The organism is Halorussus marinus (genome assembly GCF_004765795.1).
GTDB classification, from domain to species: Archaea; Halobacteriota; Halobacteria; order Halobacteriales; family Haladaptataceae; genus Halorussus; species Halorussus marinus.
In genome coordinates, this window is sequence record NZ_SBIV01000002.1 from 372,735 (window position 1) to 388,028 (window position 15,294).

Sequence of the window (15,294 nt, forward strand, 5' to 3'; positions counted from 1 at the left end):
GCGCCGGGCCCGCCGTGAACCGCTCACTCCCGAACGAGCGTCTCCATCTCGTCGAGGTACTCGTCGTACACGTCGAGCGCGCGCTGGATCGGTTCGGGCGAGGACATGTCGACGCCAGCGATGTCGAGGAGATCGAGGGGGTACTCCCGCGAGCCGCTCTCGAGGAATCGGCGGTAGTCCTCGACCGCGGGCTCGCCCTCTTCGAGGATCCGGTCGGCGAGCGCGACCGCCGCGCTGATCCCCGTGCTGTACTGGTAGACGTAGTACGCCCGGTAGAAGTGCGGGATCCGGGACCACTCGCGGGCGATCCGGTCGTCGACGACCGCCGGCTCGTAGAACTCGGCCTTGAGGTCGCCGTAGATCTCGTCGGCCTTCTGGGGCGTGAGGGCGCCGCCCTCCTCGACGACCTGGTGGGCCTGGTGCTCGAAGTCCGCGAACATGGTCTGGCGGTACAGCGTCGACCGGAAGCGTTCGAGATACTCGTTGAGGACGTGGCGCCGGAACGTCGGGTCCTCGACGGTTTCGAGCAGGTGGTGGGTCAGCAGGGTCTCGTTGACCGTGCTCGCGACCTCGGCCACGAAGATCTCGTAGTCGCCGTAGACGTACGGCTGGGCCTCGCTGGTGAGCTGGGAGTGTAGCGAGTGGCCGAGTTCGTGGGCCAGCGTGAACATCGAGGAGATGTCGTCCTGCCAGTTCATCAGGATGAACGGCTGGGTGTCGTACGTGCCCGCGCTGTACGCCCCCGAGCGCTTGTTCTGGGTCTCGTAGACGTCGACCCACCGAGAGTCGAGGCCGTCGGCGACCCGGCTCTGGTAGTCGTCGCCGAGCGCGTCGAGCGCGGTGACGACGTGGTCGGTCGCCTCCTCGTAGGAGACCTCGGGAGTCTCGGTCTCGGTCATCGGCATGTAGACGTCCCACATCCGGAGCTCGTCGACGCCGAGGCTCGCGCGCTTGAGTTCGGCGTGGCGGTGGAGCTTGTCGAGGTTGTCCCGGACCGTGTCGACGAGGTTGTCGTACACCGCCGCGGGGACGTTGGGACCGTCCATGGCGGCCTCGCGGGCGGTGTCGTACCCGCGGATGCGCGCGAGCTTCACGTCGGCTTTCACGCTGTTCTCGTAGGCGGTGCCGATGGTGTTGTGCATCTCGCCCAGCCGGTCGAAAAAGCCCTCGTAGACGGTCTCGCGGAACTCCCGGTCGGGGTTTTTCAACAGGGTCGTGAGGTTGTCCTGCGTGATCTCGACCGCCTCGCCGTCGGGCTTCTCGACGGTGGGAAACTCCATGTCTGCGTTCAGCAGCATGCCGTAGATGTCGCCGGCCGCGCCGGTCACCTCGCCGAGTTCGGCCAGCACGTTCTCGACCTCGGCCGACCGGGTGTGGTCGGACATCCGGATCACGTCGTCGAGGTAGTGGTCGTACTCGCCGAGCCCGTCGGTCGACTCGACCATCGCGTCGAGTTCCTCGCGGTCGAGCGACTGGATCTCGGGCTCGATGAAGCTCGCGGCGCTGGAGGCGTCAGACGACAGCGACATCCCGCGGGTCGCGAGCCCCTGGTAGTGTTGGTCGGCGGTGTTCTCGTCCTTTCGCATCCGGGCGTAGGAGACGATCTGGCTCACCTCGCGCATGATCTCGTCGCGGAGTTCCAGCACGGCCAGCAGGGTCTCGCCGTCCTCGGTGGCCCGCCCCTCGTAGTCCCGGAGGTCGTCGAGGCGCTCGGAGACGGCCTCGTAGGCGTCCTCCCACTCGTCGTCGGTCGCGTAGATGCTCTCCAAGTCCCACTTGTACTCGGCGTCGATCTCCGACCGTTCGGGAACCGAACTCATACCACCCGATAGGGAAACGCGGAATGTAAGCTCTTGTCATTTCGAACCGCAACCGGGCGACGACTCGCCGCGATCGGGTCGGCCGAGCGTGCACGCGCCGACCCCGGGCCACCTTTTTGGGCCGTCGGAGCAACCACGCGTCCATGAGCGACACCGACCGCCTGCTCGGCGAGGCGTGGCGCGACCCCTACCCGTGGGAGTTTCTGACTCGACTGACCGAGATCGAGAACCGAATGGGGGGCCACCCCGGCGAGCGGCGGGCCGCCGACCTGGTGGCCGAGGGGTTCGAGCGCGCCGGCGCGCGCGACGTCTCGGTCGACGCCTTCGAGATGCACCGGTGGACCCGCGGGGACGCCGAGCTCGCGGTCACCGACCCGGTCGAGCGCTCGTTCGAGACCGTCGCACTGCCGTACTCGCCGGCCGGGGAGGTCCGGGGCGAACTCGTCGACGTGGGCCACGGCACGCCCGCGGAGATAGACGACTGCGACGTCGAGGGGAAGATCGCGGTCGCCTCGACCACCACGCCGGAGGGATCGCGGTTCGTCCACCGGATGGAGACGTTCGGCCACGCGGCGGCCGCGGGCGCGAAGGCGTTCGTCTTCCACAATCACAAGCCCGGCCAGCTTCCGCCGACCGGGTCGTTGACGTTCGACGCCGAGGCCGCGATCCCCGGCGTCGGCGTGAGCAAGGAGACCGGCGCGTGGCTGACCGACTACGCCGAGCGGGGCGCGACCGCGGCGCTCCGGGTCGAGGCGATCACCGAGCGCGGGACCAGCCACAACGCGCAGGCCGTGCTCGGACCCGAAACCGACGAGGAGATCGTCGTGGTCGGCCACCACGACGCCCACGACATCGCCGAGGGCGCGCTCGACAACGGCTGTGGCATCACCGTGGTCGTCGCCGCCGCCAACCTCCTCGCGGAGATGGACCTCGACGCCCGGGTTCGCGTCGCCGGCGTCGGCTGCGAGGAGACCGGACTGCTGGGCGCGGAGGCGCTGGCCGACGCCCTCGATCTCGAAACCGTCCGCGCGGTGGTGAACGTCGACGGCGCGGGGCGGTTCCGCGACCTGCTGGCGTACACCCACGGCTCCGAGGCGACGGGCGAGGTGGCCGCGCGGGTCGCCGAGGCGACCGATCGGCCGATCGACACCACCGATCGGGTTCACCCGTTCAGCGACCACTGGCCGTTCCTGAAGCGCGGCGTCCCGGCGCTCCAGCTCCACAGCAAGTCCGGCGAGCGCGGCCGCGGGTGGGGCCACACCCACGCCGACACCCGCGACAAGGTCGACGACCGGAACCTCCGGGAACACGCCATGCTCGCCGCGCTCGTGATCCGTGAACTCGCCGCGACCGACGACCTGCCCCGCCAGCCCGCCGAGGCGGTCGCGAACCGCCTCCGCGAGGACGACTACGAGGAGGGGATGCGAGCCGCCGGTATCTGGCCCGACGGGTGGGATTGAGCGGTCCCGAGGGGCGACACCCTCCCCGGAGGGGCTCGGTCTCGACGACTTCGGCCTCCTCGAGGTCGAACTCCTCGCGGACCGTCCGGGCGTGGCCGTCGCAGTAGTACTCCTCGCAGGTCTGCCCGCGGGGGTACGCGATGCGGAGTCGGCGGGTCGTCGTCCGCTCGCAGTCGGCGGCCATCTCGCAGTCGACTATCGGTGCGAGTAGGGTCCGAAAATCGGTAGGTCTGACGGCGAACGAGTTCGGGGGTTCAGACGTCACTCCGGCCGGCGATCGAACTCCGCGGCGACGATTCCGGCGACGACTCGCTTGGTGGCCTCCCAGAACGTTCGATCGGAGACCACACCGGCCACTGTCCCGGGGCCGAAAAACGGGGTTCAACCGTCGATTCGTCGGGCGACCGCGGCCGCGACCCGCGCGGCCGTCGACCGCTCCTCGCGCAAGTCCTCGAAGACCTCGCGGGCGCTCGCGGCGGCGGTTGCGTCGGGCCGAAACGACAGCGACGGGTACGACGCGTCGGTCAACACGAGCGGGAACGCCGGCGCGGGCGCGACGCCGTCGGGCCCCTGAATCGGCTCGGCGCCGAGCACGCGCTCGACTTTCGACGCCGGGGCGTCGCCGGTCGCGACGGCCCGCACCAGCGAGACCACGCGCCGGACCATCTCGCGGACGAACCCGCCCGCCCGGAGCGCGAAGACCAGATACGCGCCGTCGCGACGAACCTCGCCACGTAGCTCCCGGACGGTGTTCGCCTCGTCGGACGTGAGGTTGTGGAAGTCGTGCTCGCCGCGGAGATCGTCGAGCGCGGCCCGCGCCCGGTCGAGGTCGGCGTCGGGGGCGTAACAGTGATACTCGTACGCCCGGGACGCCGCGTGGTGGGTCGCGTGGAAGTCCGGCGGGGCGTCGGCGCTCGCCCACGCACGGATCGACCCCGGGAGTTCGCTGTTGAACGCCGCCGGCGTCAGCCAGTCGGGGCACTCGAACGCGACGGTCTGGGCCACCGCCGAGACCCCGGCGTCGGTCCGGCCCGCCGCGGCGTACCCGTCGGGCTTGCGGTCGGCGACCCCGAGATCCCGGAGGGCGTCGAACAGTCTGTCCTCCACCGTGGGAACGTCGGGCTGGCGCTGGAAGCCGTGGAACGGCCGGCCGTCGTAGGCGACGCGGAACGCGCGCATCGAATCGGGATCGGTCGCCGAGGAACTTAAGTCGGGGGAACGGACGCGGCGGCGTCGGTGCGAGCGCTTAAATCGGAAGCCGGGGCCAACCCCGGGCGTGATCTGAGCGTCGCCGCGGCGGGGCCTCGCGGTCGCGGGGCACACCCCGCCGCGGGCAGTCTCGGTTCGGTCGTGCCGTCAGCTCGCCACTCGCACCCCCGGAGCGACGGCGCTCGTCGCGGTCGGCGCCGGAACCTCACTCCCGCTCGAACACTCGCTCGCGCGTCTCGCCCGCCTCGACGCCCTCGGTCTCGATGAGCCGTTCGAGCCGTCGCTCGAACTCCTCGTCGGAGATATCGCCGCGGGCGTATCTGTCCCGGAGGCGTTCGACGGGATCGACCGCGTCCGCGTCGGGCGCTCGATCGCCAGCCTCGCCAGCGCTCGCCACGAACGGCAGCGAGTCCCCGAGGATCGCGACCAGCGGCACCACGATGAAGAACCCGAACACGAAGATAACCGGCGTCAGTCCCACCAGCCCCAGCACCGCGGTCAGCGCGGTCAGGCCGAACGTCAGCACCGCCAGCACGCCAAGGAGCCGCTTTCGCTCGAACGTCGTCCCGCGGTCGTTCATATCTGCGGGTACGGGAGGGGGTGTCAAAAAAGTTGACTGTGCGCTACTCGAAGTCCTCGTAGGTCGGCCGCGAGACGCCTTCGGGCGGGAACGCCTCGACGGGCGTCTGGGTCTGGTCGCCCGACGCCATGTCCTTGACCGTCACGTTCCCGTCGGCGAGGTCCTGCTCGCCGACGATGACGACCGTCTCGGCGTTGATCGAGTCGGCGTAGTCGAGCTGGGCGCCGAAGCTCCGGCCCGCCACGTCGGTCTCGACGACGTGACCGGCCTCGCGGAGCTCACGGGTGATGTCGGCGGCCACCGCGCGGGTGTCGCCGACCTGCAACACGTAGTAGTCGGTCGCGAGCGCCTCGTCGGGCCAGACGCCCGCCCGCTGGAGCAACAGCGTCAGCGTCGCGTCGCCGACCGCGAATCCGACCGCGGGCGTAGGCTGGCCGCCGAACCCCTCGATGAGGTCGTCGTACCGGCCGCCGCCGAAGATCGAGCGGTTCACGTCGCCGGTCGCGTCGAAACACTCGAAGACGACGCCGGTGTAGTAGTCGAGGCCGCGGGCGGTCTCCAGCGAGAGCGCGCAGTACTCGCGCGCGCCGAAGTCGGCGGTCGCTTCGAGCACCTCGGTGAGGTTGTCGACGGCGTGTTCGACTCGGTCGGTCTCGGCGAACGCGACCAGCTCGTCGAGGTCGTCTTCGGGGGTATCGAGCAGGTCGTCGAACGTCTCGGCCTGCTCGTAGGAGAGCCCCGCGTCGGTCAACAGGCCGTAGAACTCCGCCCGGTCGACTTTCTGGCTCTTGTCGACCGCCCGGATCGCGGCGTCGACGTCGACGTCGGCGTCGAACGCGTCGAGGAGCCCGCCGAGGATGTCGCGGTGACTGACCCGGAACTCGAAGTCCTCGGCGGTGAGTCCCAGCCCGGTCAGCGCGTCGGCCGCGCAGGCCAGCAACTCCGCGTCTGCCTCGGGCGCCGAGGAGCCGAAGATGTCGACGTTGGTCTGGTAGAACTCCCGTTTGCGGCCGCTCTGGGGCTCCTCGTACCGCCAGAACGGTCGCGTCGAGAACCACTTGATCGGCTTGCTGAGCTCTTGCTGTTTCGCCACGACCATCCGGGCGACCGTCGGAGTGAGCTCGGGCGTCAGCGCCACGTCGCGGCCGCCCTGATCCTCGAAGCTGTAGAGTTCGTCGACGATCTCCTCGCCGCTCTTGTCGACGTACATTTCGGTCCGCTCCAGCGCGGGCGTGTCGATCTCCCGAAAGCCGTAGCGTCGGGCGGTGTCCTCGACGGCGTCGAACGTCTCGCGGCGCGCGCCCATCTCCGCGGGGTAGAAGTCCCGGAAGCCCTTGATTCGGTCGTACATGGGGAGACGTTGGGCGAGCGCGCGCTTGAAACCTTTTACTTCGCGTCCGGCGCCCCCGACTCGGCGTCGGCGCGCGCGAACCCCTCGACGTACGTCTGGGTGTGGTCGGGGAACACCTCGGCGACCGCCGCCTCGCCGTGTTCGCGGGCCAGCAACGCCCGGAGTTCGTCCTCGTAGTCGGCCTTCGGGATCTGGTCGCTCGGGCCCGTCCGGACGTCGAGGGTCTCCTCGACGAGCGCGTCGACCGCGCCCCGTCCGAACCCGGCCAGCGGGACGATGTAGTCGACGCCGTGGCGGTCCTCGAGGCTCTGGGCCTGCGCCCGCGAGACCGACGGCACTCTGTCGTCCCGGCGGGTGCCGTCGGCCACCGCGTCGAAGCCCAGTTCGGCGACGGCTTCGAGGGCGTGGAGGTGAACCCGCTGGATCCCGTTCCGGGGGTAGCCGTCGGCGACCATCGTCTCGACCGCGTCGTCGGCCACCTCGGCGTCGAGCTCGACTGTCTCGAACGCGAAGCCGGTCCGCTCGGCGGTCGCACGCGCGTGTTCCCACGCGTCGGTGATGCCGAAGCTCGCGGTGACGAGCGTGACGTCGTAGAAGTCTTCGAGCAAGAGCGCCGCGAGCGTCGAGTCTTTCCCGCCGCTGTAGAGCAGACCGAGCTCCATCTCAGCGCCGGCGGATGTTGAAGCTCTTGGAGTCGGGCTTGAGCTCGCGGAGGAGCTCTTTCATCTTGTCCTCGTCGATCTTGCCGTTGACTCGACCGCTCTGGGCCAGCGCGAGGACCTGTCGCTCGACCTGCTCGGCGAAGTCGGGCTTGCTCATCCGGACGGAGTTGAGCCGCTTGCGCGCGCCGTCGGTGAGGTGCTTGCGCAACATCGCCTGCTTCTGGGCGTCGGCCTGCTGTTGGGCCTGCTGTTGGGCCTCCTCCTGGCCGCCCTGCTCTTGCATCTCCTGCATCTTCTTCTTGCGGAGTTCTTCGAGGCGCTCGTCGTCGGGCTGGTCGCTCATGACTACGTGTTCGTTATCGCGCACGGCCAAAAACCATTACGGACGGGGCGGCCCGTCGGGCGGGCCCGACGCGCGGCTCCCGGGAGCGGAAAACTGCGGCGGGGCGAACGCCCCGGCGAGAACGGATTACGCGTAGCGTTCGAGCTCCGGCCGGTCGAGGTCCTGCATGACCTCGCCCGCGGCGTCGTCGAGGAGACTGCGACCGTCGCCGGTCACGATGCGGCCCGCGTTGCCCTCGGTGTCGACGAGGTCCTCGTCTTCGAGCTGCTGGAGGATCGTCCGGATGATGTTCCGACTGCCGTCGGTGCGGTGTTCGGGGGCGACCTGATAGCGGTTCGACCCGCCCTTCTTGTCGCCGTAGTGGGTCGAGAGGCGCTCGACGCCGATGGGACCGTCGGTGGCGACCTTCCGGAGGATGCTCGCGGCGCGGGTCGCCCAGAAGTCCTCCTGCTCGGGCGGGAGCTCGCGGCTCTCGCCGGTCTTGGCGTACTCTGCCCAGTCGGGTTCGTCGAGTCGATCCTCGAGCGTCGCGGCGACCGCGTCGATGAGGTCGTCCGCGGGAACGTCGTAGAGCGTCGTCATACCCACGAATTCCGTTCCGCGGCGTTTAAAGGCATCGTTAGCGGGTCGTCATTCGCCCACGCCGTGTGCGTTGTTCGCTTCGAGCACCGCGGTCGCGGCGCCCCCGATCAAGACCGGGAGCCAGTAGGTCGCCCCGCGGTGGACGACCGCGGCCGCGCCGGCGGTGGCGGCGTCGACCCCCGTGATCGGCACGATGAGCACGACCAGCGTCGCCTCGACGCCGCCGAGCCCGCCGGGCAGGGGCGTCACGCTGGCGACGCTCGCGAGCGGGACGATGAAAAGCGCCGCCGCGAACGGCACCGCGTGACCGAGCGCGACCAGCGAGAGCCACAGCGACACCGACAGCAGGAGCCAGCCGAGCGCGGAGAACCCGAGCGCGACCCCGAGCTGGTGGCGGTCGCCCGCGACCCGTTCGAGCGCGGCGAAAAACCCCTCGATCCGGCGTCGCACGTCGGCCCGGTCGGGCGTCCCGACGATCGGGACGACCCGACCGACGAGCCGGCCCGCCGGGACGATGACCGAGACCGCGACCGCGGCGAGGCGGTCGCGCGCTCGCCACCCGAGAAACGCCCCGAGCGGGACCGCGAGCGCGAGCGCGCCGAGCGCGAGCGCCGCGAGTTCGATCCGGCCGCCGACGGTGAACCGGGTCGCGTAGTAGCCGACCCCGACCAGCGCGAACGAGACCGACGGGACGAAGTTGAGGGTGTCGACGCTCGCGACCGCCGCCAGCCCGTTCTCGTACTCGATGCCGGTGGTGCGCGAGACCAGCAGCGCGCTGAACGGCTCGCCGCCGGCCTGTCCGAACGGGGTCACGTTGTTGGCGAACGTCGCGCCCGCGAACAGCATGAACGCCCGCGGGACCGATATCTCGGTCGCGATGACCGCGAGCACGGTCCGGAGCGCGAGGCTCCAGGCCACCAGCCACGCGAGCGCGACCGCGACGACCGCCGCGACGATCGCGGGATCGGCACGGCCCAGCGCCGCCGCCACCTCGTCGAGGCCGACGAACGAGTACACCGCCACCAGCACGATCGCGCCCGCGACGAAGCCGACGCCGGCCGACCGCACGTCGCCGAGGTTGACCTCCATCGCCCCGACAGACGGCGGGTCGCGGCTTGAAGCCACCGAACGAAACCGTCGAGACCGGAGCACTTTCCCGGCGAGCGCGCGATTGGCGACCCATGGACGAACGGGCGGCACTGTCGGCGCTCGCCGATCGACTTTCGGCCGCGGGCGACGACGCCGCGGTCGTGGGCGAACAGGTGCTGACGACCGACATGCTCCACGAGACGACCGACTTCCCCGACGGGACCGACCGGTACACCGCGGGCTGGCGGGCGGTCGGCGCGTCGCTGTCGGACGTGGCCGCGATGGGCGCGGCGGCGACCGCCGCGGTCGCGGTGTACGCCGCGCCAGCGTTCGACCCCGAGGAGCTAGAGGCGTTCGTCGCGGGCGCGAGCGACGTCTGCGAAGCGGTCGGCGCAGAGTACGTCGGCGGCGATCTGGACGAGAGCCGGGAGTTCACGACCGCGACCACCGCGCTGGGCCGGACCGACGCCCCCGTCTTCCGGTCGGGCGCGAGCCCGGGCGAGGTCGTCTGTGTCACCGGCACGCTCGGCCGGAGCGGAGCCGCACTCGCGCTGTTCGACCGCGGCGAGTACGAACGCGCCAACGGGCTGTTCCGGTTCGAGCCACGGGTCGCGGCGGGCCGGGCGGTCGCGCCGCGCGCGACCGCGATGATGGATTCGAGCGACGGGCTCGCGCGCTCGCTCCACCAGCTCGCGGCGGCGAGCGACTGCGGATTCTCGGTCGACTCGGAGTCGCTACCGGTCGACGAGTCGGTCCGGACGGTGGCCGACGGGAGAGCCGAGCGCCGCGAGCTCTCGATCTTCTTTGGCGAGGACTTCGAACTGGTGTTCACGGCGCCCGAGGCCGAAGTTCCGGCGCTCAGAGAGGCCTCACCGACCCCGATCTCGGTGATCGGCGAGGCGACCGCCGCGGGCGTCGAACTCGACGGCGAGCCGCTGGCCGATCGCGGGTACACGCACGGAACGTAGCCGAGAACCGACCGAGGGGTTACGTGATGATCTCGATCGGGACCGGCGTGAAACACAGCACGCCGAACACGAGCGTCAGGAGACCGACCAGCTTCCGGCGCGTATCGAGCCCGTCGTCGTCGATCGGCGTCGCGGGCCCGACGTAGGCGACCCACGTCGCGAGCAGTCCCCAGAACACCCACAGCACCGAGGCGTTGGAGACCTGTTTGACGTAGAAGACGTACGCCGCGAGCCCGAACAGCGCGACCGGGACGAGCGCGGCGATGCGCTCTTGGTGCTCGCCGAGGATCGCGCGGACGATGTGGCCCCCGTCGAGTTGGCCGACCGGGATGAGGTTGAGGAAGGTGACGAACATCCCGACCCAGCCGCCGATGACGACGGGGTTGATCGCCTTCGTGGGGTCGGCGTAGCTCACTTGCTCGCCCATGATCGAGGCGATGAGCGTCAGGAGCGGCGGGTAGCCGAACTCGATCTGGATCGTGTTGGGGTTGTCGACGAGCCCCGGCGGGACGTCGATCGGCCCCATGGCGAGCCCGATCGCGGTGACGGCGACGGTCGCGACCAGCCCCGCGATCGGCCCGGCGACCCCGATGTCGAACAGCGCCTCGCGGTCGGGCATGTGGCCTTTCATCCGGATGACCGCGCCCATCGTGCCGATGAGCGTCGGCATCGGGATGAAGTACGGCAGGCTCGCCTCGACGCCGTGGTACCGAGTCATCACGTAGTGGCCGAGCTCGTGGGTGAGCAAGACGCCGATGACCGCGGCGGCGAACGGCCACGCTTCGAGGAGCGCGAGGGGGTCGGCCGCGACGTCGATGTGGTACCACGCGGCCCCGGCGTACAGCGTCGAGAGCGCGGTCAACACGAACAAGAGTACGTTCGTCCACGGGATCCCGTCGATGCTCGTGTCCGAGGGTTCGGCCACGAGGACGTACTCGCCGGTGCGCGTCGAGAGCTGGACCTCGTAGCCGTGTTCGCGAAACAGCGGCCACACGGCGTCCATGAGCTGGTCCTGCGCGACGAGCGGTTCCCCGAAGTACACCAGTTGGTCGCCCTCGCGGCGGGCCTCGTACACCCGGAACACGCCGCGCAATCGCTCCGGCGACGGACCGTCGGCGGGCGGGGCGTTCGAACCCATTCGGTTACGAGGTACGGCGCGGGCGTTGATAAACCCCCTGACAGCGCCGACTAAATCACCGCACCCGACTGCAACACCGCGATGAGGACGGTCAGCGTGCCCACGCTGGCGAGCGTGCTGGCGAAGATGGCGGTGCTGAGATACTCCGGGCCGGAGACGCCGACCGCGCCCTCGTCGTACTCGATCGAGAGGATGAGCGGCGTGATGGCCGCGGGCATCGCGGCTTCGAGCACGAACACCCGCGCGACCGTCGAGTCCGCCCCGAGACCGACCGCGAACGCGACCGCGACGCCGACCGCCGGCGCGACCACGAGCTTCAGGCCGTTCGAGACGGCGACCCGCGAGAGCGCGGCGCCGTGGCGGGTGTTGGCGAGCTGGATCCCGAGGATGAGCAACATGACGGGGATCGCAGAATCGCCGACGAGCCGCAGGGTCTCCATCGCGGCGGTGTCGGTCGGCGGGACGGCGTCGAACCACCGCGCGAGCCCCGCGATCGCGACCGCGTACACAAGCGGGAGCCTGAACACCTCCGCGACGGCGCCGCCAGCGGTCGTGGTTCCGCTCCGGGACGCGACGTAGACCCCGACGGTGTACATCAGCACCGACTGGCCCGCGATAAAGAGCACCGCGGTCGAGCGCCCGACCGCGCCGAACGCGAACGCCGCGAGCGGGATACCGTAGTTGCCCGCATTGGGGAACGACGACGAGAGGACTATCGCGCCCAGTACGGGTTCGGACTCCCCGAGCAGGCGACCGACGCCCTCCGCGAGCAGAACCATCACGAAGGTGAACGCGACGACGCCCCCGACGACCCGCGCGGCGACTTCGCCCGACAGCGACGAGGTCGCGAGGCTGTAAAACACCAGCGACGGGGTGAGGACGTAGATGGTGATCGTCCCGAGCGCGTCGACGTCGACGTCGCGGGTCTTGCCGAGCACGAATCCGACGGCCGCCACCGACAACACCGGCAGGATGGCGGTCGTGAGCGCCGAGACGAGTGACACGCCAGAAGCGTCTCGGCGGGCGGTTACAAACCTATCGAAGCCAGCGATCGCTACCGGCTCGAAAGCGGGGAAGAAGGGACCAGTCGGGCGGCGGTGCGACGCGACCCCGGGGAGTCAGGCGGGGGCGATGCGCCAGGTCGTCGCGCTCGTGTACGACCACTTCTCGATCTCGAGGTCGGTCGCCGAGTCTTTGAGCTTCACCATCAGCGCGCCGATCTCCTTGGCGGAGAGGTCGACTTCGTCGGCGATGAACTTGCTCTTGAAGTACATCTCCCCGTCGTCGGCCTTGCGCTGGAGGAACTGCTTGAGCCGCTGTTCCTTCGACTGCGGTTCGGGGGTTTCGGAGGGCTTCGTGGTTGCGCTCATGCCTCGTTTCTCCTTTGACACCAGGGGGTGTTATAAAGAGGAGACGGTTAGCGTAGTTTTCCGAGCGTTCGCATTTTGAATCCGACACGACAGGGGAAAATGGGGTGAAACGCTCGTTTTACGACGTTTTCTGAGTCCCGCAAAAAGTTCAAAAGATCTTCTCACACTTTCTTTCTACAGACTATTTTCTTGTCGTAAAGTCGTGCTAACGTCTGACGTTCGGCGGCGCGACCGGAGTCACGACCGCTCGTGGACCCAGAACTGCTCGTCGGTCGTGACCTCCTTCTTGAAGATCGGTACCTCGTCTTTGAGGCGGTTGATCCCGTCCTCGACCGTGCGGAACGCCTCCTCGCGGTGACCGGCCAGCACCACGACGAAGACGATGTCCTCGCCGTACTCGATGACGCCGGTCCGGTGGTACAGCAACACGTCGAACACGCCGTCGCGGTCTTCGAGTTCCGACTCGATGGCGGTCATCCGCTCCTCGGCGACGCCCTCGTACTTCTCGAACTCGAGGTACTCGGTCGGCTCGTCGTCGTCGTCGTCCTTCGCGCGAACCCGGCCGGTGAAGGTGGCGATGGCGCCCGAAAAGGGGGCGTCGGCCGAGCGCTTCGCTTCGGCGACCAGCGATTCGAGGGTCTCGTAGGGCTCGGTCGCATCGAGGCGCGCCCGGACCTCGGCGGGGTCGAGGTCCGCGGGTTCGGCCGCCTCCACCAGCGCCGTCCCGCGGGCAGACGCGTCGCCGACGATCACCTGCGGGACGTCGGCTTCGGGGAATCCCGCGAGGACGGCGTAGTCGTACTCCGGGGCGAGGTCCTCGAGGAGGTCCGAGAGCGATCGGTCCCGACCCGACGCCCGCCACCCGTCCTCGCCGAACTGGACTCTCGTGTCTCCCGGCGCTCCGTCCTCGATGTCGGGATGCTCGCGCGTCACGACCGCGACCCGTTCGTCCCCGCCGAACTGCTCCGCCAAGTCGTCGGCGATCGCGCGCGCCGACTCGCCGACGACGCCCAGCACGTACATAGACGCACCATGGGCCGGGGCGCGCTTGTAGCCTTCGGTGATCGAGGACCGCCGATGGACCGCTACTGGTAGCGGCCCCGGCCCTCGATCGCCGCTAACTGCGCGAGCACGTCCGGGTCCCCGGCCTCGGCGTACGCGTCCGCGAACGTCTCGCGGAGCGTTGGGGCGTCGTCGGCCGTCCCGTCGAGGCTCTGGCCGAAGACGTGGAGGTCCATCGCGTAGTCCTCGACGTCGTCGGTGTAGTAGCCGAGCCCGAAATCGATGAGATACGTCCGGCCGGCGTCCGGGCCGCCGGTCGGCCGCCCGACCCGGACGTTCCGGGTCGTCGGATCGCCGTGGACGAACCCCGCGCGGTGGATCGCGGCGAGGTGACGGGCGACCGCCCGGACTCGATCGGGCGTTAGATCGTCTCGGAGGTCGGTCGCGCCCACGCGCTCGAAGACGATCGTCCCCTCGACGGGGTCGACGTCGTAGACGACCGGCGTGGGGACGCCGTGACTGCGCGCCTCGCTGGTGAGTCGGGCTTCGAGGACCGTCCGGTCGCGCCGGAGCCGCGCGTCGAGATCGGGATGGCGGTAGCGTTTGGGCAGGCGGCGCTTGGTGACCCGTTCGGGACCGATCTCGACGGTCGCCTCGGCGCCCTGTCGCTCGTCGCGACCCGGGCGTCGGCGCGCGACCGACTCGTCGGCCGAGCGCCACGAGACCTCGACCTGATCCGGCCGGAAATTCGGGTCGACCGCCGACGCCTCGACGCCGATCGTGTCGCCGGCCCGCGCCATCTCGGCGCCGAGCACCGCGATCATCCCGGCGTTGTCCCGGAGGAATCGGGGCTCGGGCGCGTAGAAGTCGGCCCCGCGCTGGTCGCACATCGACGCGAGCATCGCCCGAAGGCGGTCGTTCTGTCCGACGCCGCCCCCGAGGACGAGCTCGTCGCTCCCGGTCAGCGACAGCGCGCGCTCGGCGACCTCAGTCAGCATGGCGAAGACGTTCTCCTGGAGCGAGAAACAGACGTCCTCGACCGGGACGCCCTGTTTGTAGGCGTCTTTCGCGGCGCTCATGATCCCCGAAAACGAGAAGTCCATTCCCTTGACGACGTACGGGAGGTCGACGTACTCGCCGTCTTTGGCCGCCGCCTCGACCTTCGGGCCGCCGGGGTGGGACCACCCGACGTGGCGGGTGAACTTATCGAGGGCGTTGCCGACGCCGGTGTCCATCGTCTCGCCGAGGACGCGGTATCGGCCGTTGCGGTAGCCCAGAACGTGTGCGTTCGCGCCCGAGGCGTTCAGACAGACCGGCGAGTCGAACCCGGACTGCTGGCGGCCGATCTCGAGGTGGGCCACCATGTGGTTGACCCCGACCAGCGGCACGTCGAGGGCGCCGGCCAGCGCGCGGGCGGCCGTGCCGACGGTTCGCAGACACGGGCCGAGCCCGGGCCCGCGCGAGAACGCGACCGCGTCGATCGGGCCGTCGGCCGCCTCGAGCGCGGTCTCGACGACCGCCGGGACGGCGTCGCTCATGTGCTCGGCCGCCTCGCGGGGGTGAATGCCGCCGCTGTCTGGCTGGTACGCGTCGGTCTCGATAAAAACCGAGTCGGGATCGACCGCCGACGCGCCGTCGGTCGGGTCGCTCACGCAGACGGCCGCGCTGGCCGCCCACGCGGTTCCCTCGATACCGAGGACGCGCAGTCGCTCGCTCACGG

At 69.8% G+C, this 15,294-nt stretch carries 15 protein-coding genes; 2 read left to right on the forward strand and 13 right to left on the reverse strand.

Annotation, left to right across the window (positions count from 1 at the left end; genetic code table 11):
- Nucleotides 1-23: 23 nt before the first annotated feature.
- On the reverse strand, nt 24-1,820 hold the full coding sequence (gene pepF, locus EPY72_RS05830; protein ID WP_135805838.1) for an oligoendopeptidase F: 1,797 nt from the start codon (nt 1,818-1,820) through the stop codon (nt 24-26).
- A gap of 143 nt (nt 1,821-1,963) precedes the next feature.
- Between pepF and EPY72_RS05835 the strand changes: the two genes are divergently transcribed.
- Nucleotides 1,964-3,280 (forward strand): M28 family peptidase, encoded by a 1,317-nt coding sequence (locus tag EPY72_RS05835; RefSeq protein ID WP_135805839.1) that lies wholly within the window; start codon nt 1,964-1,966, stop codon nt 3,278-3,280.
- 381 nt (nt 3,281-3,661) lie between these two features.
- Here EPY72_RS05835 and truA read toward each other — a convergent pair whose 3' ends face one another.
- From truA to EPY72_RS05870, 7 genes are all read right to left on the reverse strand, one after another.
- Nucleotides 3,662-4,459, reverse strand: a complete 798-nt coding sequence (gene truA / locus EPY72_RS05840) for a tRNA pseudouridine(38-40) synthase TruA (RefSeq protein ID WP_135805840.1) — start codon at nt 4,457-4,459, stop codon at nt 3,662-3,664.
- Nucleotides 4,460-4,694: 235 nt separating this feature from the next.
- Nucleotides 4,695-5,069, reverse strand: a complete 375-nt coding sequence (locus EPY72_RS05845; RefSeq protein WP_134671003.1) for an SHOCT domain-containing protein — start codon at nt 5,067-5,069, stop codon at nt 4,695-4,697.
- Between the two features lie 43 nt (nt 5,070-5,112).
- Entirely contained in the window at nt 5,113-6,420 is a 1,308-nt protein-coding gene (gene hisS / locus EPY72_RS05850; RefSeq protein WP_135805841.1) for a histidine--tRNA ligase, read from the reverse strand.
- Nucleotides 6,421-6,455: 35 nt separating this feature from the next.
- Nucleotides 6,456-7,082, reverse strand: a complete 627-nt coding sequence (locus tag EPY72_RS05855) for a DUF7411 family protein (RefSeq protein ID WP_134671005.1) — start codon at nt 7,080-7,082, stop codon at nt 6,456-6,458.
- 1 nt (nt 7,083) lies between these two features.
- A complete protein-coding gene (locus EPY72_RS05860) occupies nt 7,084-7,425 on the reverse strand; it encodes a DNA-binding protein (RefSeq protein WP_134671006.1) in 342 nt (113 codons plus the stop codon).
- 126 nt (nt 7,426-7,551) lie between these two features.
- Nucleotides 7,552-8,007, reverse strand: a complete 456-nt coding sequence (locus EPY72_RS05865) for a 30S ribosomal protein S19e (protein WP_134671007.1) — start codon at nt 8,005-8,007, stop codon at nt 7,552-7,554.
- A gap of 48 nt (nt 8,008-8,055) precedes the next feature.
- Nucleotides 8,056-9,096 (reverse strand): lysylphosphatidylglycerol synthase transmembrane domain-containing protein, encoded by a 1,041-nt coding sequence (locus EPY72_RS05870; RefSeq protein WP_135805842.1) that lies wholly within the window; start codon nt 9,094-9,096, stop codon nt 8,056-8,058.
- Nucleotides 9,097-9,188: 92 nt separating this feature from the next.
- On the opposite strand from EPY72_RS05870, the gene thiL reads away from it, so the two are divergent.
- On the forward strand, nt 9,189-10,064 hold the full coding sequence (thiL, locus tag EPY72_RS05875) for a thiamine-phosphate kinase (RefSeq protein ID WP_135805843.1): 876 nt from the start codon (nt 9,189-9,191) through the stop codon (nt 10,062-10,064).
- Between the two features lie 19 nt (nt 10,065-10,083).
- Here the strand turns inward: thiL and EPY72_RS05880 are convergent, their stop codons facing one another.
- From EPY72_RS05880 to EPY72_RS05900, 5 genes are all read right to left on the reverse strand, one after another.
- Entirely contained in the window at nt 10,084-11,202 is a 1,119-nt protein-coding gene (locus tag EPY72_RS05880; protein ID WP_134671010.1) for a site-2 protease family protein, read from the reverse strand.
- A 50-nt stretch (nt 11,203-11,252) separates the two neighbouring features.
- Nucleotides 11,253-12,206: an AEC family transporter gene (locus EPY72_RS05885; protein WP_135805844.1), complete on the reverse strand. Its 954-nt coding sequence runs from the start codon at nt 12,204-12,206 to the stop codon at nt 11,253-11,255.
- A gap of 114 nt (nt 12,207-12,320) precedes the next feature.
- On the reverse strand, nt 12,321-12,572 hold the full coding sequence (locus EPY72_RS05890; RefSeq protein WP_134671012.1) for a DUF7123 family protein: 252 nt from the start codon (nt 12,570-12,572) through the stop codon (nt 12,321-12,323).
- A gap of 237 nt (nt 12,573-12,809) precedes the next feature.
- Nucleotides 12,810-13,595, reverse strand: a complete 786-nt coding sequence (locus EPY72_RS05895) for a molybdopterin synthase (protein WP_134671013.1) — start codon at nt 13,593-13,595, stop codon at nt 12,810-12,812.
- A 62-nt stretch (nt 13,596-13,657) separates the two neighbouring features.
- Nucleotides 13,658-15,280, reverse strand: a complete 1,623-nt coding sequence (locus EPY72_RS05900) for a bifunctional N(6)-L-threonylcarbamoyladenine synthase/serine/threonine protein kinase (RefSeq protein ID WP_135805944.1) — start codon at nt 15,278-15,280, stop codon at nt 13,658-13,660.
- Nucleotides 15,281-15,294: the final 14 nt, after the last annotated feature.